Annotated in this window: 22 protein-coding genes; 19 read left to right on the plus strand and 3 right to left on the minus strand. The window is 72.6% G+C overall.

The annotated features are described in order from the left end of the window. Window positions 1-4 precede the first annotated feature (4 nt). The gene (locus P1K89_RS14830; protein ID WP_284617211.1) at window positions 5-745 is read right to left on the minus strand and encodes a winged helix-turn-helix domain-containing protein; all 741 of its coding nucleotides are present in this window, start codon (window positions 743-745) and stop codon (window positions 5-7) included. Window positions 746-960: 215 nt separating this feature from the next. Between P1K89_RS14830 and P1K89_RS14835 the strand changes: the two genes are divergently transcribed. From P1K89_RS14835 to P1K89_RS14890, 12 genes are all read left to right on the plus strand, one after another. Then, on the plus strand, window positions 961-1,428 hold the full coding sequence (locus P1K89_RS14835) for a cupin domain-containing protein (RefSeq protein WP_284617212.1): 468 nt from the start codon (window positions 961-963) through the stop codon (window positions 1,426-1,428). A 13-nt stretch (window positions 1,429-1,441) separates the two neighbouring features. Continuing rightward, entirely contained in the window at window positions 1,442-1,930 is a 489-nt protein-coding gene (locus P1K89_RS14840) for a DUF302 domain-containing protein (protein WP_284617213.1), read from the plus strand. Between the two features lie 47 nt (window positions 1,931-1,977). Then, window positions 1,978-3,366, plus strand: coding sequence for an FAD-containing oxidoreductase (locus tag P1K89_RS14845; RefSeq protein ID WP_284617214.1), 1,389 nt, complete (start codon window positions 1,978-1,980; stop codon window positions 3,364-3,366). 25 nt (window positions 3,367-3,391) lie between these two features. Further along, window positions 3,392-4,393: an L-histidine N(alpha)-methyltransferase gene (gene egtD, locus P1K89_RS14850; RefSeq protein WP_284617215.1), complete on the plus strand. Its 1,002-nt coding sequence runs from the start codon at window positions 3,392-3,394 to the stop codon at window positions 4,391-4,393. A gap of 87 nt (window positions 4,394-4,480) precedes the next feature. Then, window positions 4,481-4,792: a BufA1 family periplasmic bufferin-type metallophore gene (locus P1K89_RS14855; RefSeq protein ID WP_284617216.1), complete on the plus strand. Its 312-nt coding sequence runs from the start codon at window positions 4,481-4,483 to the stop codon at window positions 4,790-4,792. Window positions 4,793-4,803: 11 nt separating this feature from the next. Continuing rightward, window positions 4,804-5,268: a DoxX family protein gene (locus P1K89_RS14860; RefSeq protein ID WP_284617217.1), complete on the plus strand. Its 465-nt coding sequence runs from the start codon at window positions 4,804-4,806 to the stop codon at window positions 5,266-5,268. A 12-nt stretch (window positions 5,269-5,280) separates the two neighbouring features. After that, window positions 5,281-6,558 carry an NAD(P)/FAD-dependent oxidoreductase gene (locus P1K89_RS14865; protein WP_284617218.1) on the plus strand — a complete coding sequence of 426 codons (1,278 nt, stop codon included), beginning with the start codon at window positions 5,281-5,283 and terminating at the stop codon, window positions 6,556-6,558. 29 nt (window positions 6,559-6,587) lie between these two features. Beyond that, window positions 6,588-7,370, plus strand: coding sequence for a 3-hydroxybutyrate dehydrogenase (locus P1K89_RS14870; RefSeq protein WP_284617219.1), 783 nt, complete (start codon window positions 6,588-6,590; stop codon window positions 7,368-7,370). A 13-nt stretch (window positions 7,371-7,383) separates the two neighbouring features. Next, a complete protein-coding gene (locus tag P1K89_RS14875; RefSeq protein WP_284617220.1) occupies window positions 7,384-8,478 on the plus strand; it encodes a patatin-like phospholipase family protein in 1,095 nt (364 codons plus the stop codon). A 5-nt stretch (window positions 8,479-8,483) separates the two neighbouring features. Next, a complete protein-coding gene (locus tag P1K89_RS14880; protein WP_284617517.1) occupies window positions 8,484-9,470 on the plus strand; it encodes a YeeE/YedE thiosulfate transporter family protein in 987 nt (328 codons plus the stop codon). After that, window positions 9,467-9,745 (plus strand): BufA1 family periplasmic bufferin-type metallophore, encoded by a 279-nt coding sequence (locus P1K89_RS14885; protein WP_284617221.1) that lies wholly within the window; start codon window positions 9,467-9,469, stop codon window positions 9,743-9,745. Before P1K89_RS14880 ends, P1K89_RS14885 begins: the two co-directional genes overlap by 4 nt. 29 nt (window positions 9,746-9,774) lie before the next feature. Beyond that, window positions 9,775-11,160, plus strand: coding sequence for an adenylate/guanylate cyclase domain-containing protein (locus P1K89_RS14890; RefSeq protein ID WP_284617222.1), 1,386 nt, complete (start codon window positions 9,775-9,777; stop codon window positions 11,158-11,160). Here P1K89_RS14890 and P1K89_RS14895 read toward each other — a convergent pair. Both P1K89_RS14895 and bufB read right to left on the minus strand, forming a co-directional pair. Next, window positions 11,127-11,897: an HvfC/BufC N-terminal domain-containing protein gene (locus tag P1K89_RS14895; protein WP_284617223.1), complete on the minus strand. Its 771-nt coding sequence runs from the start codon at window positions 11,895-11,897 to the stop codon at window positions 11,127-11,129. The genes P1K89_RS14890 and P1K89_RS14895 overlap by 34 nt on opposite strands. After that, complete coding sequence (bufB, locus tag P1K89_RS14900) at window positions 11,881-12,768, minus strand: MNIO family bufferin maturase (RefSeq protein WP_284617224.1); 888 nt, start codon at window positions 12,766-12,768, stop codon at window positions 11,881-11,883. Before bufB ends, P1K89_RS14895 begins: the two co-directional genes overlap by 17 nt. 133 nt (window positions 12,769-12,901) lie before the next feature. Here bufB and P1K89_RS14905 point away from each other — a divergent pair, with 133 nt between their 5' ends. The 7 genes from P1K89_RS14905 to P1K89_RS14935 all read left to right on the plus strand — a co-directional run bounded on the left by P1K89_RS14905 (window position 12,902) and on the right by P1K89_RS14935 (window position 21,358). Continuing rightward, window positions 12,902-14,878: an ATP-binding protein gene (locus tag P1K89_RS14905; RefSeq protein WP_284617225.1), complete on the plus strand. Its 1,977-nt coding sequence runs from the start codon at window positions 12,902-12,904 to the stop codon at window positions 14,876-14,878. Continuing rightward, entirely contained in the window at window positions 14,875-15,477 is a 603-nt protein-coding gene (locus P1K89_RS14910) for a response regulator transcription factor (RefSeq protein WP_284617226.1), read from the plus strand. Before P1K89_RS14905 ends, P1K89_RS14910 begins: the two co-directional genes overlap by 4 nt. A gap of 186 nt (window positions 15,478-15,663) precedes the next feature. Next, window positions 15,664-16,533, plus strand: coding sequence for a hypothetical protein (locus P1K89_RS14915; protein WP_284617227.1), 870 nt, complete (start codon window positions 15,664-15,666; stop codon window positions 16,531-16,533). Between the two features lie 359 nt (window positions 16,534-16,892). Then, entirely contained in the window at window positions 16,893-17,327 is a 435-nt protein-coding gene (locus P1K89_RS14920; protein WP_284617228.1) for a universal stress protein, read from the plus strand. A gap of 116 nt (window positions 17,328-17,443) precedes the next feature. Further along, a complete protein-coding gene (gene paaZ / locus P1K89_RS14925; RefSeq protein ID WP_284617229.1) occupies window positions 17,444-19,498 on the plus strand; it encodes a phenylacetic acid degradation bifunctional protein PaaZ in 2,055 nt (684 codons plus the stop codon). Between the two features lie 147 nt (window positions 19,499-19,645). Continuing rightward, a complete protein-coding gene (locus P1K89_RS14930; RefSeq protein WP_284617230.1) occupies window positions 19,646-20,338 on the plus strand; it encodes a DJ-1/PfpI family protein in 693 nt (230 codons plus the stop codon). Window positions 20,339-20,419: 81 nt separating this feature from the next. Continuing rightward, window positions 20,420-21,358, plus strand: a complete 939-nt coding sequence (locus P1K89_RS14935; RefSeq protein WP_284617231.1) for a GlxA family transcriptional regulator — start codon at window positions 20,420-20,422, stop codon at window positions 21,356-21,358. The last annotated feature ends 18 nt before the right edge of the window (window positions 21,359-21,376 follow it).

A 21,376-nucleotide genomic window follows, 5' to 3' on the forward strand; every position in this document is an offset into this window, starting at 1 on the left:
CAGCTCAGGCCGGCGAGGTGGCGCGCAGCTCGCGCGGGTCGTGGCAGCGGTAGCCCACGCCCCACACCGTCTCGATGATCTCGGGCCGGTTCGGATCGCGCTCGATCTTCGCGCGCAGCCGGTTGATGTGGGTGTTGACCGTGTGCTCGTAGCCGCTGTGGCTGTAGCCCCAGACCTGCTGCAGCAGCTGCATGCGCGTCATCACGCGGCCCGGGCTGCGGGCGAAGCAGGTCAGCAGGTCGAACTCCTTGGCGGTCAGATCGATGCGCTGGCCGTCGATGCGCACGTCGCGGCGGTCGACGTCGATGCGCAGCGGCCCGACCTCGATCGCCCGGGCGGCGGGCGCCGCGGCGGCGGCCGGCGCGGCCGGCGTGGCCACCCGGCGCAGCAGCGCCTTCGCGCGCGCCAGCAGTTCCAGCACCGAGAAAGGCTTGCCGAGGTAGTCGTCGGCGCCGAGCTCCAGACCGAGCACACGTTCGAGCTCGGCGCTCTTCGCGCTCAGCATCAGGATGGCCACGCGGCATTGCGCGCCGCGCAGCCGGCGGCAGATCTCCAGGCCGTCGAGGCCGGGCAGCATCAGGTCGAGCACCACCAGGTCGTGGCCGCCGTGCTGCGCCTCGTGCAGGCCCGTGACGCCGTCGGCCACGCGCTTCACGCGGCAGCCCAGCGTCGCGAGGTGCATCTGCACGAGCTCGCCGATCTCGTCGTTGTCCTCGATCACGAGGATGCGCTTGTCGTCGTTCATGGCCGGTCGCCCCCTGTACGGCCGCCAGCATAGGCAGCGTTGCCGCGGGGCGGAATGCGTGCCGCTGCGCAGCCGGTTGCGGGCACTACGGAGACGCGGCCGCCGACGTGACACAAACGTGACCGGCCCCGGACCGCCCCGTGAGCCCGGACGACGAACCTTGCATCACGGGCTTCGCATCGAGCCCGGCCACCCACCAAAAGGAGCGTCAGATCATGCAATCCAGGAACCTCTTCATCGCCGCCGCGCTGGCCGTGTGCGGCACCGCCTTCGCCGGCGAATGCCCGGCCGACAAGCGCGTGCCGGACGGCCAGGGCCAGAAGCCGGGCGCGACGGCCCCGGTCGGCGTCACCGACGTCGTGCGCGCGTCGACCGATCTCTCCCGCGAGCCGGCGCACATCGACGGCCGCCAGTTCCGCCTGCGCCAGCTCGAGATCCAGCCCGGCGGCGTGGTGCCCTGGCACAGCCACGACGACCGGCCGGCGATGATCTACATCGTCTCCGGCGAGGTGGTCGAGTACGCCAGCAGCTGCGCGGTGCCGATCGTGCACCGCGCCGGCGACATAGCGCCCGAGAAGAGCGGCACCTCGCACTGGTGGAAGAACCTCGGCGGCGCGCCGGCGGTGCTGATCTCGGTCGACCTGTTCCCGACCGCGATGAAGCACGAGCAGCACATGATGTGACGGGGAGCGGACCATGCACCATCGAATCCTCCCCGTGCTCGGCGCCGCGGCGCTGGGTCTGGCGCTGACGACCGCCGCCGCGCCGGCCGCCGCCGAAGCCGTCGTGCTGCAGGGCGACGGCATCGTGCGCGTTCGCAGCGCCTACGGCGTCGACGAGACCGTGTCGCGCCTGAAGGCCGACGTCGCCGCCAAGGGCATCCGCTTCTTCAGCGCGATCGACCAGGCGCAGCTGGCGGCCGACGCCGGCATCGCGCTGCGGCCGTCGACGCTGATCCAGTTCGGCAACCCGCCGCTGGGCGCGCAGTTCCTGACGGCCAATGCCAACGCCGGGCTCGACTGGCCGGTGCGCGTGCTGGTGACGCAGGACGCCGACGGCACGGTGTGGGCGACCTACACCGACTTCGGATGGATCGCGCGCCGCCACGGCATCACGAACCGCATGCCGCAGTTCGAGATGGCCTCGCGCGTCGTCGAGTCGATCACTTCGACTGTCAGGAAGTAGCGGCCCGAACGACCAAGCCCGACGAGCCCACCGGGAGACCGACCACCATGCGCACGGATTTGGACGCCATCGTCATCGGCAGCGGCCAGGCCGGCCCGTTCCTCGCGTCGCGCCTGACCGCGGCCGGCCGCCGTGTCGCGCTGGTCGAGCGCGCGCAGCTCGGCGGCACCTGCGTCAACCACGGCTGCATGCCGACGAAGACGCTGGTGGCGAGCGCCCGCGCGGCGCACATCGCGCGGCGCGCGGCGGACTACGGCGTGCGCATCGGCGGGCCGGTGCAGATCGACATGCCGGCGGTGAAGGCGCGCATGGACCGCGTCGTGCAGCAGTCGGTCGGCAACCTGACGCGCTGGCTCGAGGGCATGCCGAACCTGAGCCTGCTGCGCGGCCATGCGCGCTTCGCCGGCCCGCACGAGATCGAGGTGAACGGCCGGCGGCTGCAGGCGCCGCAGGTCTTCGTCAACGTCGGCTGCCGGGCCGTGCTGCCGGACTGGCCGGGCATCGACAGCACGCCGGTGCTCGACAACGTCGGCCTGCTCGCGCTCGATGCGGTGCCGGAGCACCTGATCGTGATCGGCGGCAGCTACATCGGGCTGGAGTTCGCACAGATCCACCGCCGCTTCGGCGCGCGGGTCACGGTGCTCGAGGCGGCCGATCGCATCGTCGCCCGCGAGGACGAGCAGGTCTCGCGCGAGCTGGCGGCGATCCTCGGCGGCGAGGGCATCGAGCTGATCACCGGCGTCGGTGCGGCGCGCGTCGAGCGCACCGCGGACGGCCAGGTGCGCGTATCGCTGCAGAGCCGCGGCGTCGCGCACGAGATCGTCGGCAGCCACCTGCTGTCGGCGATCGGCCGGCGGCCGAACACCGACGACCTCGGCCTTGCCGCCGCCGGCATCCGGACCGATGCGCGCGGCTTCATCACCGTCGACGACCAGCTGCGCACCAACGTGCCGGGCATCTGGGCGCTGGGCGACGTCAACGGCCGCGGTGCGTTCACCCACACCGCGTACCACGACCACCAGATCGTCGCCGCGAACCTGCTCGACGGCGAACAGCGCAGCGTGCGCGAGCGCATCCCGGCTTACGCGCTGTTCACCGATCCGCCGCTGGCGCGCATCGGCATGGACGAGGCGCAGGTCCGCGCCAGCGGCCGCCGCGCGCTCGTCGGCACGCTGCCGATGACCCGCGTGGGCCGCGCCCGCGAGCGCGGCGAGACCCAGGGCTACATGAAGGTCTGGGTCGACGCCCGGACGCAACGCATCCTCGGCGCGACGCTGCTGTGCATCGACGCCGACGAGATCGTGCATTCGCTGCTGGACGTGATGGCGGCCGACGCGCCGTACACCGTCGTGCAGCGCTGCGTGCACATCCATCCGACGGTCAGCGAGCTGATTCCGACCCTGCTCGGCAGCCTGACCGAACTGACCCCCGACTGACCCCCACCGACTTCCAGGAGGCACCATGAGCGCCATTGCTTTCGCCACCCCCCGGGTGGCGCGGACCGACACACCCTTCGCGCGCGACGTGGTCGCGGGCCTCAGCGCACGCGGCAAGCACATCAGCAGCACCTGGCTCTACGACGACCGCGGCTCGAAGCTCTTCGAGGACATCACGCGGCTCGACGAGTACTACCTGACGCGCGCCGAGATCGCGCTGCTCGAGCGCCACGCGCCGGAGGTCGGTGCGCTGGCCGGGCCGCGGGCGACGGTGGTCGAGTTCGGCAGCGGCTCCAGCCGAAAGACGCCGCTGCTGCTCGCCGGCCTGGACCGGCCGGGGCTGTACGTGCCGGTGGACATCGCCGCGCAGTTCATGGTCGAGTCGGCGCATGCGCTCAAGCGCACGTTCCCGCGGCTGCTGGTGCAGCCGGCGATCGGCGACCTGCGCACGCTGACCTCGCTGCCGCTGCCGCCGCTGGACTGGCCCTGGGACCCCGACACCGGCCCCGGCCGGCGGATCGGCTTCTTCCCCGGTTCGACGATCGGCAACTTCGCCCCCGAGGACGCCGCGGTGCTGCTGGCACGGCTGGGCCGCATCCTCGGCCCCGGCGCCTTGCTGTGGCTGGGCCTGGACGGCACGCAGGACCCGGGACGGCTGCTGCCGGCCTACGACGACCGCGAGGGGGTCACCGCGCAGTTCAACCTGAACCTGCTGTCGCGCATCAATGCCGAGCTCGGCGGCGACTTCGAGCCCGAGACCTTCAAGCACGAGGCCCGCTGGGACACCCACGATCGCTGCGTCGAGATGCACCTGGTGAGCCGCTGCGCGCAGACGGTGGAGGTGCTGGGCCGCAGCTTCTGGTTCGCCGCCGGCGAATCGATCCACACCGAGAGTTCGTACAAGGTCGGCGCGCTGCGGGTGCAGGCGATCGCGCGTATCGCCGGCTGGTCGACGCTGCGCGTGTTCTCCGACGAGCACTCGGGCTTCAACGCCTACCTGCTGCAGCGCGACGTGACCGAAACGTGATCTCCATGCCATCGGCGCGTGAACCGGCGCGCCGATGCTTCTTCCGTGCCTTCCCCCACCACCCCTGTTGAACCAAGGAGAGTCTCCATGAATGCCCACCAACCCCTCGTCCGCCATGCGCTCGCCGGCCTCGTGCTGCTGGGCCTCGGCGCCACCGCCGATCTGGCCGTCGCCGCCAAGGGCGACAGCGAGAAGTGCGCCGGCATCGCCCGAGCCGGCGGCAACGACTGCGGCACCAGCAAGAGCGCCTGCGCCGGCACCGCCAAGGTCGACCGCGATCCCGAGGCCTGGGTGCTGGTGCCCAAGGGCACCTGCGCCAAGATCGCCGGCGGCAAGCTGACCGACAAGCCCGAGAACGTGCACGGCGGCGCCGAGGCGCTGAAGGCCAAGAAGGGCTGAAGGAGCGCGCCGTGCTTGCCACCCGCATCGCCAACCCGATCGCGCTCGTGCAGAGCTCGATCTCGCGCCTCGAATGGGGCACGCCGGCCCTGGACCTGCTGGTGCGGGTGTTCGTCGCCAGCGTGTTCTTCAAGGCCGGCCTGACCAAGATCGCGAGCTGGGAGACCACGCTCGCGCTGTTCGAGAACGAGTACGCGGTGCCGCTGCTGCCGGTGGCGCTCGCCGCCTTCCTGGCCACCGCGGCGGAGCTGGCGTTCCCGGTGATGCTGGTGCTGGGCCTGGGCACCCGCATCGCTGCGCTGGGCCTGTTCGTGCTGAATGCCGTCGCGGTGATCTCGTACCCGGAGATCGGCGAGGTCGGCCTGAAGGACCACCAGCACTGGGGCCTGCTGCTGCTGGTGAGCCTGCTGCACGGGCCGGGCGCGCTGTCGCTCGACCACCTGATCGGCCGCCGCTTCGGCGCGCGCCGCGCCTGAGGTCGGACGGCCGTGCGCAACATCGTGATCGTCGGCGGCGGCTTCGCCGGCACGACGCTGGTGCAGTCGCTGCAGCGCCGGCTGCCTGAAGGCTGGCGCCTGCTGCTGCTCAGCGAGGAGAGCTACACCACCTTCAACCCGATGCTGGCCGAGGTGGTCGGCGCGGCGGTGTTCCCCGAGCACGTCGTCGCGCCGATCCGCCAGATGATCGACGCGCCGCGCACGCAGTTCGTGATGGGCCGTGCGCTGGAGGTGGACTTCGCACGCCGGTGCCTGCGTGCCTCGACGCTCGCCGGCCTGCAGGAGATCCCGTTCGAGCACCTGGTGCTGGCGGTCGGCACGCGCGCCAATACCACGCTGGTGCCGGGCCTGGCCGAACATGCGTTGCCGCTGAAGCTGGTGGGCGATGCGCTGCACATCCGCAACCGCGTGCTGCAGCGCCTGGCCCGCATCGAGCTCGAGCACGATCCGATGGCGCGGCGCCGGCTCGGGCATCTGATCGTCATCGGCGGCGGCTTCTCGGGCGTCGAGGTCGCGGGCAGCCTGTCGGACTTCCTGCGCGGCGCGCTGCGCTTCTACCCGCGCGTCGCCCGCGACGAGCTGAAGGTCACGCTGCTGCAGGACGGCGAGCGGCTGCTGCCGGAGCTGCCGGCGTCGCTCGGCGTGTCGGCCGCGCGCTCGCTCGCCGCCCGCGGCGTCGACGTGCGGCTGGGTGCGCGTGCGGTGCGGGTGGAGGCCGACGGCGTGATGCTGGCCGACGGCGCCCGGCTGGACGCCTCGACCGTCGTCTGCACCATCGGCACGCGGGCCAACCCCTTCGTCGAGCAGCTCGACCTGCCGCTGCAGCGCGGGCGCATCGTCACCGAGCGCGACCTCTTGGTGACCGGCCGGCCCGGCGTCTGGGCGCTCGGCGACTGCGCGCTGGTGCACAACGGCGATACGCTGGCGCCGCCGACCGCGCAGTTCGCGGTGGCCGAGGCGCAGGTGCTCGCGCGCAACCTGCTCGCAGCGATCGAACAGCGGCCGACCGTGGCCTTCAGCCACCGCTCGCGCGGAATGATGGCCACCACCGGCCACCTGAAGGGGGTCGCGCAGATCGGACGGCTGCGCTTCAGCGGCCTGCCGGCCTGGCTGCTGTGGCGCGCCTACTACCTGCTGCGCATGCCCACCGCCGGCCGCAAGCTGCGCATCTGGGTCGAATGGACCTGGGCGATGGCCTTCGCGGCCGACATCACGCACCTGCGCTTCACGCGCACCGCCGAGGCCGATGCCGACGCGACCCCACCTTGATTCGACCTTCACTGAACGGAGATTTCCCCATGCTCGACGGCAAGTCCGCCATCGTCACCGGTTCCACCAGCGGCATCGGCCTGGGCATCGCGCGCGCGTTCGCCGCGGCCGGCGCCGACGTGATGCTCAACGGTTTCGGCCAGCCCGGCGAGATCGAGGCCACGCGCGCGATGCTGCAGCGGCAGTACGGCGTGAAGGTGCTGCACAGCGGCGCCGACATGAGCCGGCCGGAGCAGATCCGCGCGATGGCCGCCGAGGCCGCCGAGGCCTTCGGCCACGTCGACATCGTCGTCAACAACGCCGGCATCCAGCATGTCGCGCCGGTCGATCAGTTCCCGGACGAGCAGTGGGACCGCATCGTCGCGATCAACCTCTCGTCGGCCTTCCACCTGATCAAGGCCGTGGTGCCGCAGATGAGGGCGCGCCGCTTCGGCCGCATCGTCAACATCGCGTCGGCGCACGGGCTCACCGCGTCGCCGTTCAAGTCGGCCTACGTCGCCGCCAAGCACGGCATGGTCGGGCTGACGAAGACGGTGGCCATCGAGCTGGCCGAGTTCGGCATCACCGCGAACACCATCTGCCCGGGCTACGTGAAGACGCCGCTGGTCGAGGCGCAGATCGCCGACCAGGCCAAGGCCCACGGCATCTCGCCCGAGGCGGTGGTGCGCGACGTGATGCTCGCGCACCAGGCGCGCAAGGAGTTCGTCAGGGTCGACGAGCTCGCGGCGCTGGCGGTCTTCCTGGCGTCGGACGCGGCGGCCTCGATGACCGCCACCGCGCTGGCGATGGACGGCGGCTGGACGCAGCACTGAACGGGGCGACACGATGGACATGTCCGTGAAGCCGCGCCGGGCGCGCAAGTCGACGACGGCCGCGGCCGGCGCCTCCGCCGCGGCCAGCGCCGCGGCCGTCAAACCCGTCAACCTCGCGCTGCAGGGCGGCGGCGCGCACGGTGCCTTCGCCTGGGGCGTGCTCGATCGCCTGATCGAGGACGGCCGGCTCGCGTTCGAAGGCATCAGCGCCACCAGTGCCGGCGCGATGAACGCCGCGGTGCTGGCCTATGGCTGGACCCAGGGCGGACCCGAGGGCGCGCGGCAGGCGCTGGCCGGGTTCTGGCAGGCGGTGTCCGAGGCGGGCGCGCTGTACAGCCCGTACAAGCCGCTGCCGTGGGCCTCGGCGCTGGGCAACTGGTCGCTCGACCAGTCGCCGGGCTACCTGTGGATGGACATGGCGATGCGCGTGTTCTCGCCCTACCAGCTCAATCCGCTGAACTTCAACCCGCTGCGCGAGGTGCTGGAGCGCCACGTCGACTTCGCCGCGCTGCGCCGGCATTCGGCGATCAAGCTGTTCCTCGCCGCGACCAACGTCGAGACCTGCAAGGTCCGTGTCTTCCACTGCCAGGACATCACCGCCGACGCGGTGCTCGCGTCGGCCTGCCTGCCGTTCATGTTCCAGGCCGTCCAGGTCGACGGCGAGTTCTACTGGGACGGCGGCTATGTCGGCAACCCGGCGATCTACCCGCTGATCTACGACTGCGAGTCGCGCGACGTGCTGATCGTGCACCTGAACCCGATCGTGCGCCGCGGCTGCCCACGCAGCGCGGCCGAGATCATGAACCGCCTCAACGAGGTCAGCTTCAACTCGTCGCTGATGCGCGAGATGCGGGCGATCGCCTTCGTCACCTCGCTGATCGAACGCGGCAAGCTCTCGCCGGGCGAGGCCAAGCAGATGTTGATCCACTCGATCCGCGCGGACGAGGAGATGACGCACTACGGCGTCTCCAGCAAGCTGAATTCAGACTGGGGCTTCCTGACGCACCTGCGCGACAAGGGCCGCGCCCACGCCGAGCGCTGGCTGAAGGCGCATGTCGACGCGATCGGCGTGCGCTCCAGCGTCGACGTGCGCGCGGAGTTCCTGTGACGGCGATGCCGGCCGGCCTGGCGCTGGCAGTCGCCGCCGCGGCGGTGCTGGTGATGGGCTTCGCGATCCAGCGCGGCGCGACCTGCACCGTGGCCGCGGTCGACGAGTGGGTCGACCGGCGCGGCACCGCGCGGCTGCGGGCGATGCTCGAGGCGTCGGTGTGGGTGGCGGGCGGGCTCGCGCTGGCGTCGCTGCTGGGCGTGCTGCCCGCGGCGCCGCGGCCCTACGCCACGTCGGCGGCCACCGTGCTCGGCGGTGTGCTGCTCGGGCTGGGCGCCTGGCTGGGCGGGGCCTGCGTCTTCGGCGCGATTGCGCGTTTCGGCAACGGCGAGTGGGCCTACGCGGCGACGCCCGCCGGGTTCTTCGCCGGCTGCGCGACGATCGGCCTGGCCGGCCTGGCCGGCCTGTCGCCCGCCGCGCGGCTCGATCGTGTCTCGCCCTTGCTGCAGGCGCCGTGGGCGGTGGCGCTGCCGTTCCTGGCCTTCGCGCTGTGGCGCACCGTGCCCGGCGCGGTGCGCCTGCTGCGCGGGCGCGGCAACCTGCGCGAGGCCGCCGTGCGCGGCTGGACGCCGCACGCGGCCACCGCGGTGATCGGCCTGACCTTCCTGGTCGCGCTGCTCGCCGCCGGCGGCACCTGGGCCTACACCGACGTGCTCGCCGAGTTCGCGCGCGGCATGGCGGCCGGCGTGCCCGCGCGGCTCGCGCTGTTCGGCTGCCTGCTCGCCGGTGCCGTCGTCGGCGGCCGGCTGGCCGATCGCTATCGCCCGAAAAGAGCGACCGCCGCCGGGCTGCTGCGCTGCTTCGCCGGCGGCGTGCTGATGGGCTGGGGCAGCCTGCTGATCCCCGGCGCCAACGATGGCCTGATCCTGGTGGGCATGCCGCTGCTGTGGCCGTATGCCTGGCTGGCGTTCGCGGCGATGTGCGTCTCGATCGCCGCGGCGATGCACCTCGCGCGCCGCTGCCGCGAGCTGCCGGCCGGAGCGTCGCGATGAAGCGCCGCGTCGGCAATGCGCTGGTGCTCGGGGGGGCCGTGCTGGCGGCGCTGGCCGCGGTGCAGCGCTACACCCACCTGCTGCCGGGTTCGGGCGAGCGCTTCGCGCTGCCGCGCGAGCGCTGCCACGGCGTCGCGCGCGCCGGCGCGAACGACTGCGGCACCTCGACGCATGCCTGCGCGGCGCAGTCGACCACCGATCGCGCCGAGGACGAATGGATCAGCCTGCCGGCCGGCACCTGCCTGAAGATCGCCGGCGGCCGGTTGAAGGGCTGAAGGCGGCGACGCCCGGAGGGCTGACATCGATGATGAGCGTCCACGACGCGCTGCGGCGCTGGCTGCTGCCGGGCGCCGCGCCGGCCGCCGCGCTGCCGCGGCGCGTGCAGCAGGAGGTCGAGCGCGAGCAGTTCCGCGCCGAGCTGCTGGTGACCGTGGTGCAGCTGCTGCTGGTGGGCCTGCTGGCGTTGCTGTACCGCGCGGTGCCGCAGGGCTTCTCGCCCGGCGCACCGATCGAGGCCGCGCCGCTGGGCCTGAGCCTGTTCGCGCTGCTGGCGCTGCTGCGGCTGTATGCGGCCTGGACCGGCCAGCTCAGCCGGCCGGTGCTGGCCGCGGGGGTGATCGCCGAGACGGCCGTGCTGCTGTTCGTGATCTGGGCCTACCACCTGCAGTACGAGCAGCCGCCGCAGTTCTCGCTGAAGAGCAGCGAGTTCGTCTACCTGTTCGTGCTGGTGGCGCTGCGCGCGCTGCGCTTCGAGCCGGCCTGGGTGCTGCTGTCCGGCGGCAGTGCGGCGCTGGGCTGGCTGGCGCTGCTGGGCTGGACGCTGCACGCGGCCGAGTCCAACCCGCTGACCTGGGATGTCGTGACCTCGATGCGCTCGACGCAGCTGCACCTGGGCGCCGAGCTCGACAAGGTGCTGGCGCTGGTGGTGATCACCGGCACGCTGGCGCTGGCGCTGGCCCGCGCCCGCCACCTGCTGCGCCATGCGGTCGCGCAGCAGCGCGCGGTGGCCGACCTGTCGCAGTTCTTCGACGGCCCGGTGGCGCGGCGCATCACCGGCTCGGAAGCCGAAGCGATGCCCGGCCAGGGCGAGCTGCGCGATGCGGCGATCGTCTTCTTCGACCTGCGCGGCTTCACGCAGGCAGCCGCGCGCCTGACGCCCGCCGAGCTGCTGGCGCTGCTGGGCGAGTACCAGCGCCTGGTGGTGCCGCGCGTGCATGCGCACGGTGGCAGCATCGACAAGTTCATGGGCGACGGCATCCTCGCGAGCTTCGGCGCGGTGGCCGCGGACGCGGCCCCTGCCGCCAATGCGCTGGCCGCGGTCGACGCGGTGCTGCGGGCGGTGGACGGCTGGCGTGCGCAGCGTGCGGCCGGCGGGGCGGTCGCGCCCGACGTCGGCGCCGGCGTCGCGACCGGCCGGGTGCTGTTCGGCATCATCGGCGACGGCCAGCGCCTGGAGTACACGGTGATCGGGGATGCGGTGAACCTCGCGGCCAAGCTCGAGAAGCACAACAAGGCCGAACGCACGCGGGCGCTGGCGACGCGCGCGGCCTACGAGCAGGCGCGCGCGCAGGGCTACGCCGGCGTGAAGCCGCTGCGCGAGGCGCGCACCGTCGGCGGTGTCGCGGCGCCGCTGGACCTCGCCGTGCTCGATGCGGGTCAGGCGGCGAGCAGCACGCCCAGCGCCGCATAGCGGCCGAGCGCCGCGGCCAGGTCGAAGCCCGCGTCCAGCGCCAGCGCCGCCGCGGCGGCCTGCGCCAGCGGCTGTCGTGCCTGCAACGCCGCCAGCAGCGCGTGCTCGGCGGGGGTGAGCGCATGCACGCGCACGTCCCCCTCCACCTGGCGCAGCAGCACCGCCTCGGCACCCGCGTCGAGGTCGATCTCCGGCCGCTCGTGCGGGGGCAGCTGGTGCCAGCGCCACAGCGCCAGCACCGGGTAGGGCGAGTGCAGCAGCGCGGCCGCGGGTTGCCAGCGCAGCACCGCGTCGCCGCGCCGCTCGTCGGGCAGGGCGGCCAGCGTCGACAGCGTCGCGCGGGCGTCGGCAGCGGCGGCCTCGGCGTGGAAGACCGCGTGCCACAGCCACTCGAAGCGCGCGACGTCGGCCAGGTAGGGCAGGGTGGCGGCCGGCTCGAAGCCTTCGAGGAAGCCCGCGAGCTCGCCGCCGAAGTCGTGCAGGTTGCCCGAGCGAGACGGATGGCGGTTGATGTACTGCTGCGCCGCGAAGCGGAAGAAGCCCCGCCCGACGAGCTCGGCCACCGTCGGGTAGACCGCGCGCAGCGCCTCGGTCAGGCTGGCCTGCATGTTGTGGCGGTAGATCTCGAGCCGGCGCCGGGCGGACAGCGCCGTCGGCCGCACATGCTGCGCGGCGAGGCCGTCGCCGCCGAACAGGTCGGCCAGCACCTCGCGCTGCAGCTCACGCAGCGCAGGCATCGCGGCGGCCCTCGTGCGCCGGCGCCCGGTCCGCGGGCGCGGCCATCAGCCGCGCGGCGCGGGCGGCTTCGTCCAGCAGCTGCTGCAGCGGCGGCAGGTCGTTGTCGCGTTCGACGATCGTCGGCCGCGCGCCGAAGCGGCGCAGCGCGTGCTCGTACAGCGCCCACACCGCCTCGCACACCGGCGTGCCGTGGGTGTCGATCAGGATCTCGCAGGCGCGGCCGTCGTCGAGCGTGACCGGGTTGATGCTGTGCCCGCCGAGGTGGAACTGGGCCACCGCGTCGACCGGTAGCGCGTCGAGGTAGGCCAGCGCATCGAAGCCGTGGTTGTGCGCGCTGACGTGCACGTTGTTGATGTCGAGCAGCAGCGCGCAGCCGCTGCGCCGCACCAGCTCCGCCAGGAAATCCCACTCGCTGTGCTCGGCCGCGCCGAACTCGAGGTAGCTCGAGACGTTCTCCACCAGCAGCCGGCGGCCGAGCGCCTGCTGCACCTGGTCGATGCGCCGGGCGACGTGCCGCAGGGCCTCGGTGGTGTAGGGCAGTGGCAGCAGGTCGTTGACGTAGACGCCGCCGACCGAGGACCAGCACAGGTGGTCCGACACCAGCATCGGCTCGACACGGTCGGCCAGCCGCTTCAGCGCCGCGAGGTGGCCGCGGTCCAGCGCGTCGGTGGAGCCCAGCGACAGCCCGACGCCATGCAGGCTGACCGCGCAGTCGCGCCGCGCGGCGAGCAGCGCCTGCAGGTGGCGGCCGCCGCCGAAGCAGTTCTCGCTGTGCATCTCGATCAGCGCGATCTCGCGCGCACGGGGCGCGAAGTCGGCGTAGTGCGGCGAGCGCAGGCCGATGCCGGAGGGGGCGGATGACGTGCTCATCGTGGAACCACTGTAGGCAGCGCGCCGGCCCGCGCCAATCCGTGCCGCCCGACGGCCGTTCGCGGCCACTACGGATATCGCGGTCGGCGGCCGCTGCACCACAATGCCGCCGTTCTTCCCTGGTCCCCATCCGATGTCCCTGCATGCCTTCGAGCCGGCCCGCGCCGCGGTGAATGCACCCGGCGCGGCGGCGCTGATCGATGCGCTCGACCATGCGGCCGCGCTGATCGACGCCGAGGGTCGCGTGATGCTGGCGAACGAAGGGCTTCGCAGCCTGCTGAAGCGGGCGCTGGCGGGTTCGTCCTGGCGCGAGCGCATCACGGGAGAAGGCCTCCCGGCCTGGGACGGCGCGCTGGCCGACGCGCTGCGCGGCGTGCCCGCGGCCTGCGCGGTCTCGGTGTGCGACGACGATGGCGCCGCGCATGCGGTGGACATCCGGCTGCAGCGCATCGACGACGCCGGCGCCCCGGCGTGCCTGCTGCTGTCGCTGCGCGAGCCGGCGCAGCAGCCGGGCGAGGACAACGAGACGCTGCGCTGGCTGGCGCGTGCCACCGCGCCGCTGACCGGCGACGACTTCTTCCGCACGCTGATGCGCAACCTGGCGACGGCCTTCGGCTTCCGCCGCGCCTTCGTCGCCGAGTGCATCGACGAACCGACGACGCGCGTGCGCACGCTGGCGGTCTGGCAGGACGGCGACTTCCGGCCCAACTTCGAGCTGCGGCTGGCCGGCACGCCCTGCGAGCGCACGCACCGCGACGGCCAGATCTACTGCGTCACCGAAGGCCTGGGCGACCTCTACGCCTGGCCGCGGCAGAACGGCTTCGACAGCTACCTCGGCGCGCCTATCCTCGACACCGCCGGCCTGCACCTGATCGGCCACGTCGCCTTCATGACCACCGGGCCGATGGACCGCGCGGTGCTCGACAGCCCGCTGTTCCAGATCTTCGTCTCGCGCACCGCCGCCGAGCTGCGGCGCAAGCGCGCCGAGGACGTGCTGCGTGCCAGCGAGGAGAGCTACCGCCTGCTGGTGGAGCACCAGAGCGAGGTGATCGTCAAGTACGACGGCGAGCGACGGCTGCTGTTCGCCAGCCCGTCGTTCTGCCGGCTGTTCGGCGTGTCGGAGCCGGCGCTGGTCGGCTGCAGCTTCCGGCCGCCGGTGGCCGAGGACGACCGCGCGCGCTTCGAGCAGGCCTGGGACGCGCTGGCCGCGCCGCCGCACGAGAGCCGCTTCGAGGAGCGGGTGTCGACGATGCAGGGCTGGCGCTGCCTGGCGTGGTCGCAGAAGGCGATGCTCGACGAGCGCGGGCACATCACCGCCGTCGTCGCGGTGGGGCGCGACGTGACCGAACGGCTGCGCGCCGAGGAACAGGGCCGCCGCCACCTGCAGCAGCTGGCGCATGTCGGCCGCATCAGCGCGATGGGCGAGATGGCCACCGCGATCGCGCACGAGCTGAACCAGCCGCTGACGGCGCTGCGCACCTATGCCCAGGCCAGCCAGCGCCGGCTGGCCGCGGGCACCGATCCGCAGGCCCTGACCGAAGCGCTGCAGGGCATCGCGTCGCAGGCCGAACGCGCCAGCGAGATCGTGCGGCGCCTGCGCGGCTTCCTGCGCCGCGAGGAAATGCGCACCGTGCCGGTCGAGCCGAACTACATCGTGCGCGAGGTGCTGGGCCTGGCGCGGGCCGAGGCGGCGCAGTGCGGCGTGCAGCTGACGACGCGCCTGGCCGATGCCCTGCCGCAGGTCGACGTCGATTGCATCCAGATCGAGCAGGTGCTGCTGAACCTGGTGCGCAACGGCATCGAGGCGATGCAGCAGGCGGGCAGCGTGGAGCGCCGGCTGGTGCTGACCAGCGCGCTGTGCGACGGCGAGGTCCGGCTGTCGGTGCGGGACAGCGGGCCGGGCGTCGCGGCCGACGCGCGCGATTCGATCTTCGAGCCCTTCGTGTCCGACAAGCCCTCGGGCATGGGCATCGGCCTGGCGATCAGCCGTTCGATCGCCGAGGCACACCGCGGCCGCTTGTGGCTGGACGCCGAGTCAGCGCCGGGCGCGCTGTTCCACCTCGCGCTGCCGACGTGGCAGCCCGCGGTCCGCGCCGGGAGCCAGCCGTGAAGCCGCTGGTGCATGTCGTCGACGACGAGGCCGCGGTGCGCGACGCGGTGGCGATGCTGCTCGGCTCGGTCGGCCTCGCCTGCGTGCAGTACGGCTCGGCGCAGCAGTTCCTCGCCGACTACAGGCCCGGCGGACCGGGCTGCCTGCTGCTCGACGTGCGCCTGCCCGGCATGAGCGGCCTGGAGCTGCAGGACCGCCTCGCGAAGTCCGGCTTCGCGCTGCCGGTGATCGTGATGACCGGCCACGGCGACATCCAGATGGCCGTGCGCGCGATGCGCGCCGGCGCGCTCGACTTCATCGAGAAGCCCTTCCACGACCAGGCGCTGCTCGACCGCGTGCACGAGGCCATCGAGCGCTCGATGCGCGCCCAGGACGATGCCGGCGAGCAGGCCGAGCTGATCCAGCGTTATCAACGCCTGACCGAGCGCGAGAAGGAAGTGATGGCCAAGGTGGTGGTCGGCCGGCCGAACAAGCTGATCGCCGACGACCTGGGCGTGTCGATCCGCACCGTCGAGAGCCACCGCGCGCACATCATGGAGAAGATGCAGGCGCAGTCGCTGTCGCATCTGGTGCGCATTGCGGTCGCGGTGACGGGGTGAGGTGGGTCAGGCGCGTGGCTGGACGCGGGATGGCAGATTTGCGGCGCAGCCGGGCCTAAGCGCTGAACACCGCTCGCAGATGCTGGCAGGCCGCGGCGAACGGAGCCGGTCGCGCTTCCGCCGGATTGCTGGCCATGTGCGTCGCTGCGATACTGCATCGTTCCAGCGTGCCGCGGGGGTATCGCGATGAAGCTTCCATCTCCACCCTCCAATCCCGTCACCGATGCCCTCGAGCAGGCGGCCGGTCAGGTCGGCGATGCCGCGGAGCAGGTGTTCGAGGCGTTGATCGGTGCCGCTGGGGAGGTGTCGCCGGAGAACGCCGAAGAGGCATTGAAGGTGCTCAAAGCGAGCCTGCTGCTGGCGATGGCCGCCCAGGAAGAAGCTCGCGGTCGCCTCGTGGCACGCGTCGACGAGGGCGTGACGAGCGTGGTCGATGTGACAGGCGCCGTGATCATGGTCAGCGTGGCCGTGTTGGTCACGATCATCGGGATCGTCGTGGCCGGCTACAAGACGACGAGTCAGGCAGCGGAGCGCGTCGCGACTGGCGTCATCCGTGTCGGCGTTGCAGTGGCGGCGTTTGCAGTGGCGCGTACCGTCGCGGAGGGCCGGGAAGTCGGGAAACGCCTGCGCGGTGAATCGGCTTCGATCCGGACGGCGGTGGCCAACCTCGAAGCCGAGATTGGCAGACTCCGGGCCCGCAGAGATGACGCCGACCGCATCGATGCCCGGCGTCCCGAGCGCGAAGCGATGCTCGAACACCTCAGGCGGGCCGCGAGGCTGGTCGGCGAGGCAGCCGCAGCGGTCGGCGGCCGAGCGCCGGCCGGCGGCGGCGTGACCCCAGGGCAGGGAGCGACTTCCGGCGCTGGCGGTGTCGGCAGCCTGGACAGGATCGAACGCCTGGTCGACCGACTCCGGGGGGTGGCCACGCGCAGCGGCAAGCTGCCGCCGGATGTTCGCGCGCAGTTCATCGAAGTGTGCAAGCCGATGCCTCGGATGGCGCGCGCAGGGATGCTACCCAGGGTCGGCACTGCGGTTCCCCCGGGCCGGCTGAAGTAGCGCGCCGCAGGTCGATTGGCGTCCGGCCCGCTCGATGCGGCCTCGGAATTCGTCCAGGCGCACCCGGAGGCCGGGGGGCTGCGCCACCGCCTTGAGATCTCCCCGCGGAGGCGCTCACGCTGCGGTGATCCAATAGCTCGCGATGGGCGCGGCCATGACCGGTCGTGGCGATCCGCCGCGGCGCCATCAGTGCACCGTCCGCGGCGATGTCGGCGAGCCACGCTCGGTGTCGAAGAACGGCATCGATGGAGGGCTCCATGCCAGCCAGGCCAGTTGCCGTCGAAGTCATTCCTTGACGCCGGTCCAGGCGGCGCCGCCAAGCTGCCGCACACTCGGGTGTCCAGACAAGGAGAACGCCCATGTTCAAGAAGGTTCTGATCCCGACCGACGGCTCCGACATCGCCAACGAGGCCGGCGTGCGCGCCGTCAGCCTGGCCCGGCTGGCCGGTGCCGCCGCCACGGTGGTGTACGTGCAGGACGTCTATGCCTACGGCGGCATCGGCGAGGCCAACGCCGCCGGCGTGCTGGCCTACACGACCGCGGCCCGCGCGCAGGGGCTGGCCGCGACGCAGAAGATCGCCGAGGCCGCGCGCGAGGCCGGCGTGCCGGTCGACACCGTGGTGGTCGAGAACCACCACACCGCCGCCGGCATCGTCGACGCGGCGCAGGCCTGCGGCGCCGACCTGATCGCGATGGGCTCGCACGGGCGCAGCGGCCTGGAGCACCTGGTGCTGGGCAGCGTCACGACCAAGGTGCTGGCGCTGTCGAAGATCCCGGTGCTGGTGCTGAAGTAGCCTTCGGCGCGCGCGGCGCCCCGCGCCGCGCCCAGCCGCCCTTCGGATCGACCTGCCGTGCGGCCGCAGCGGCGGCATGACCGCCGCCGTCGCAGAATCCGCACCAGGAGACCGACATGACGACGACCATTCCCACCGTGCAGAGCCTGATCGCCGGCCGCTGGCTCGGCGCGGCGCCGGCCAGCGCCTTGACCAGCGCGATCGACGGCCGCACCGTCTACCACACGCATGCCGAGGCGATCGACTTCGGCGAGGCGGTGGACCACGCGCGCCGCACCGGCGTGCCGGCCTTGCTGGCGCTGGACTTCCAGGAACGCGCGCAGCGGCTGCGCGCGCTGGCCAAGCACCTCACCGAGCACAAGGAGGCGCTGTACGCGGTCTCCGCGCACACCGGCGCGACGCGCAGCGACAGCTGGATCGACATCGAAGGCGGCGCGGGCACGCTCATCGCGTACGCCGGCATCGGTGCCAACGAGCTGCCGTCGGGCAACGTGGTGCACGAAGGCCCGGCGCTGCCGCTGGGCAAGCAGGGCCGCTTCGCCGGCACGCACCTGCTGGTACCGCGGCGCGGCGTCGCGGTGCACATCAACGCCTTCAACTTCCCGGTCTGGGGCCTGCTGGAGAAGTTCGCGCCGAGCTTCCTGGCCGGCATGCCCTGCATCGCGAAGCCGGCCAGCGCCACCAGCTACCTGACCGAAGCCACGGTGCGGCTGATGCTCGACTCCGGCCTGCTGCCCGCGGGCAGCCTGCAGCTGGTGATCGGCGGCACCGGCGACCTGCTAAACCGCCTCGACGGCCAGGACGTCGTCACCTTCACCGGCAGCGCCGACACCGCGGCGAAACTGCGCGCGCATGCGAACCTGCTGAGGAACGGCATCCCGTTCAATGCCGAGGCCGATTCGCTGAACTGCGCGATCCTCGCGCCCGACGTGACGCCCGACGACGAGGAGTTCGATCTCTTCGTGCGCGAGGTGCACCGCGAGATGACGGTCAAGGCCGGGCAGAAGTGCACCGCGATCCGCCGCGCGATCGTGCCGCGGCGGCACCTCGATGCGGTGGCGGCGCGCCTGCGCGAGCGCCTGGCGAAGACGGTGGTCGGCGACCCGGCGCTGGAGGGCGTGAAGATGGGGGCGCTGGCCTCGAAGGCGCAGCAGCGCGACGTCGCCGAGCGCGTCGAGCAGCTGGCGCGCGGCAACACGGTGCTGCATGGCGCCGAAGGCTTCGCGCCGCGTGGCGACGGGGTGGGCGAGGGCGCCTTCTTCGCGCCGACCTTGCTGCTGTGCGAGCAGCCGCTGGCCAACGCGGCGGTGCACGAGGTCGAGGCCTTCGGTCCGGTCAGCACGCTGATGCCCTATGACGAGATCGACGAGGCGGTCACGCTGGCCGCGCGCGGCCGCGGCAGCCTGGTCTGCTCGCTGGTGACGAAGGACCCGCGCACCGCGGCGCACGTGGTGCCGCAGCTCGCGGCCTGGCATGGCCGGGTGCACATCCTCGAGCGCGAAGCGGCGCCGGAGTCCACCGGCCACGGCTCGCCGCTGCCGATGCTCAAGCACGGCGGCCCGGGGCGCGCCGGCGGCGGCGAGGAACTGGGCGGCGTGCGCGCGGTGCACCACTACCTGCAGCGTGCGGCGGTGCAGGGCTCGCCGACGATGCTGGCCGCGGCGAGCGGCGAATACGTGCGCGGCGCGGCGCTCAACGAGTCCGAGCTGCATCCGTTCCGCCGCCACTTCGACGAGCTGCAGATCGGCGACTCGCTGCTGACGCACCGCCGCACGGTCAGCGAAGCCGACATCGTCAACTTCGGCGGCATCTCGGGCGACTATTTCTACATGCACTTCGACGAGATCGCCGCGAAGGACTCGCAGTTCGGCAAGCGCATCGCGCACGGCTATTTCGTATTGTCAGCGGCCGCGGGGCTGTTCGTCTGGCCGCAGGTCGGACCGGTGCTCGCCAACTACGGGCTCGACACGCTGCGCTTCGTGAAGCCGGTGGGCATCGGCGACACGATCCAGGCGCGCCTGACCTGCAAGCGCAAGATCGACAAGCCGGCCAAGCCCGGCACCGCGCCGCAGGGGGTCGTCGCCTGGGACGTGCAGGTCACCAACCAGCACGGCGAGCTGGTCGCGAGCTACGACATCCTGACGCTGGTGCTGAAGCGGCCGGTGGCCTGAGCCGGGGCGAACCGGGTTGAGCCGGGCTGAGCCGGGCTCAAGCCGGGCGTACCCGGGGGCTTGGCAGGAAACGAGGCCGGAACGACATTGCCGCCACGGCGGCGGGCAGCGATGCTGAGGGGTCCGACCACCTTCGACATCGCCGCCATGAACCCACCGCTGCACATCGGCTTCCTGCTCTTTCCGATGGTCACCCAGCTCGACCTGACCGGCCCGGCCCAGGTGCTGAGCCGGGTGCCGGACGCCAAGGTCCACCTGCTGTGGAAGAACCTCGACCCGGTGCCCACCGACGTCGGCTTCACCATCAACCCGACGACGACCTTCGCGGACTGCCCGCCGCTGACGGTGCTGTGCGTGCCCGGCGGCTTCGGCATCGGCGAGCAGTTGGAGGACGCGCAGACGCTCGACTTCCTGCGCCGCCAGGCCGAAGGCGCGCGCTACGTCACGTCGGTCTGCAACGGTGCGCTGGTGCTCGGCGCCGCGGGCCTGCTCAAGGGCTATCGATCCGCCTGCCACTGGCTCTGGCGGCCGTACCTCGCCCGCTTCGGCGCCCATCCGGTGGCCGAGCGCGTCGTGCGCGACCGCAACCGCCTGTCCGGCGGCGGCGTCACCGCAGGCATCGACTTCGGCCTGGCGCTGGCCGCGGAACTGGCCGGCGACGAGCTCGCCCGGACGCTGCAGCTGGCCTTCGAATACGACCCCGCGCCGCCCTTCGATTGCGGTTCGCCGGAGAAGGCCGGCGCGGCGCGTGTCGCCCACCTGCGTGCGCTGCAGGCGGCGCGCATCGCCGCGGTGGAAGAGCGCATCGCGCGCGCGGCCGCGCGGCTGGACCTCGCCTGAGCGTGCGCCGCGATGTTTGACAGCCCCGGTCGCGCTGCCTATCGTGCTGGCAGCCACAGCGAGGAAGCCTCCTTTTCTGCCATGCCGCACCGGATCGCGATGCTGGTGTTCCCGCGCTTCCAGCTGCTGGATGCGGCCGGGCCGATCGCGGCCTTCGAGGTGGCCGGGCGTTATGGCCTGCGCGTGGTCTCGCGCGACGGCGGGCCGGTGCGCAGCTCGTCGGGCATCACCTGGATCACGGATGCGCTGCCGCGCGCCAGCGAGATCGATACGCTGCTGGTGTCCGGCGGCCAGGGCGTGGACGAGGCGCTGCAGGACGACCGGCTGCTGCGCTTCGTGCGCCGCGTCGCCGCGCGTGAGCGCGCGCGTGTGGCCAGCGTCTGCTCGGGCAGCCTGCTGCTGGGCGCGGCCGGCGTGCTCGACGGCCGCAGCGCCACCACCCACTGGTCGCGCAGCGATCAGTTCCAGCAGCTGTTCCCGCAGATCCGGCTCGACGCCGACCGCATCTTCGTGAAGCAGGGGTCGGTGTGGACCAGTGCCGGCATCAGCGCCGGCATCGACCTGGCGGTGGCGATGATCGCCGAGGACCATGGCCAGGCGCTGGCGCGCGCGGTGGCGCAGGAACTGGTCGTCTACTACCGCCGGCCGGGCGGGCAGTCGCAGTTCTCGTCGCTGCTGGCGCTGCAGGGCGGCGAGAGCCGCTTCGATGCGCTGCTCGACCACGTGCGGCGCCACCTGGCCGACCGCCACAGCGTCGAGGACCTGGCGCAGCGCGCCTGCATGAGCCCGCGCCACTTCGCGCGCGAGTTCGGCGCCCGCACCGGCGTCACGCCGGCCAAGGCGGTCGAGCGCCTGCGCGTCGAGGCGGCGCGCACCGCGCTGGAAGAAGGCGCGGCCTCGGTGCAGCGCGTGGCGCTCGACTGCGGCTTCGGTGACGTCGAGCGCATGCGGCGCAGCTTCCTGCGCCTGCTCGGCGTGCCGCCGTCGGCGCTGCGCCGCACGGCGCCGGCCGACGCCTGAGTCGGGGACTACACTGCC

It is taken from the genome of Aquabacterium humicola (assembly GCF_030167915.1).
Lineage (GTDB): Bacteria > Pseudomonadota > Gammaproteobacteria > Burkholderiales > Burkholderiaceae_C > Pseudaquabacterium > Pseudaquabacterium humicola.

Excerpts from the sequence above, each read along its gene's own strand:
- P1K89_RS14830 (WP_284617211.1), bottom strand. The coding sequence starts at position 745 with ATGAACGACGACAAGCGCATCCTCGTGATCGAGGACAACGACGAGATC.
- P1K89_RS14835 (WP_284617212.1), top strand. The coding sequence starts at position 961 with ATGCAATCCAGGAACCTCTTCATCGCCGCCGCGCTGGCCGTGTGCGGC.
- P1K89_RS14840 (WP_284617213.1), top strand. The coding sequence starts at position 1,442 with ATGCACCATCGAATCCTCCCCGTGCTCGGCGCCGCGGCGCTGGGTCTG.
- P1K89_RS14845 (WP_284617214.1), top strand. The coding sequence starts at position 1,978 with ATGCGCACGGATTTGGACGCCATCGTCATCGGCAGCGGCCAGGCCGGC.
- egtD (WP_284617215.1), top strand. The coding sequence starts at position 3,392 with ATGAGCGCCATTGCTTTCGCCACCCCCCGGGTGGCGCGGACCGACACA.
- P1K89_RS14855 (WP_284617216.1), top strand. The coding sequence starts at position 4,481 with ATGAATGCCCACCAACCCCTCGTCCGCCATGCGCTCGCCGGCCTCGTG.
- P1K89_RS14870 (WP_284617219.1), top strand. The coding sequence starts at position 6,588 with ATGCTCGACGGCAAGTCCGCCATCGTCACCGGTTCCACCAGCGGCATC.
- P1K89_RS14875 (WP_284617220.1), top strand. The coding sequence starts at position 7,384 with ATGGACATGTCCGTGAAGCCGCGCCGGGCGCGCAAGTCGACGACGGCC.
- P1K89_RS14880 (WP_284617517.1), top strand. The coding sequence starts at position 8,484 with ATGCCGGCCGGCCTGGCGCTGGCAGTCGCCGCCGCGGCGGTGCTGGTG.
- P1K89_RS14885 (WP_284617221.1), top strand. The coding sequence starts at position 9,467 with ATGAAGCGCCGCGTCGGCAATGCGCTGGTGCTCGGGGGGGCCGTGCTG.
- P1K89_RS14890 (WP_284617222.1), top strand. The coding sequence starts at position 9,775 with ATGATGAGCGTCCACGACGCGCTGCGGCGCTGGCTGCTGCCGGGCGCC.
- P1K89_RS14895 (WP_284617223.1), bottom strand. The coding sequence starts at position 11,897 with ATGCCTGCGCTGCGTGAGCTGCAGCGCGAGGTGCTGGCCGACCTGTTC.
- bufB (WP_284617224.1), bottom strand. The coding sequence starts at position 12,768 with ATGAGCACGTCATCCGCCCCCTCCGGCATCGGCCTGCGCTCGCCGCAC.
- P1K89_RS14905 (WP_284617225.1), top strand. The coding sequence starts at position 12,902 with ATGTCCCTGCATGCCTTCGAGCCGGCCCGCGCCGCGGTGAATGCACCC.
- P1K89_RS14915 (WP_284617227.1), top strand. The coding sequence starts at position 15,664 with ATGAAGCTTCCATCTCCACCCTCCAATCCCGTCACCGATGCCCTCGAG.
- P1K89_RS14920 (WP_284617228.1), top strand. The coding sequence starts at position 16,893 with ATGTTCAAGAAGGTTCTGATCCCGACCGACGGCTCCGACATCGCCAAC.
- paaZ (WP_284617229.1), top strand. The coding sequence starts at position 17,444 with ATGACGACGACCATTCCCACCGTGCAGAGCCTGATCGCCGGCCGCTGG.
- P1K89_RS14930 (WP_284617230.1), top strand. The coding sequence starts at position 19,646 with ATGAACCCACCGCTGCACATCGGCTTCCTGCTCTTTCCGATGGTCACC.
- P1K89_RS14935 (WP_284617231.1), top strand. The coding sequence starts at position 20,420 with ATGCCGCACCGGATCGCGATGCTGGTGTTCCCGCGCTTCCAGCTGCTG.